Here is a 217-nt window from a genome sequence, read left to right on the forward strand (position 1 = left end):
GTCGAACTGCACCTGCCGCGGCGCCGGGCGCTGCGCCTGCTGGGGCTGGGCCTGGCCCTGCTGGCCCTGGTACCCCTGCTGGCTCGGGGCCCCCTGCGGGCGGGTGGCCGCGGCCCCCGGCGCGCGCTGCTCCTGGCGCGGCGCCGCCAGGCGACCGGCCGCGAGCGCCTGCGCGGCGGTGCGGGTCTCCTCCTGCGACTGCTGCGGCTTGGGCTCG

At 82.0% G+C, this 217-nt stretch carries 1 pseudogene; it reads right to left on the reverse strand.

The features are described 5' to 3' along the window. Nucleotides 1–217: pseudogene (locus tag QWY29_RS21390) on the reverse strand (hypothetical protein); the annotation flags it as partial.

The sequence above is a fragment of the Nocardioides abyssi genome (assembly GCF_030412915.1).
Classification (GTDB): domain Bacteria; phylum Actinomycetota; class Actinomycetes; order Propionibacteriales; family Nocardioidaceae; genus Nocardioides; species Nocardioides abyssi.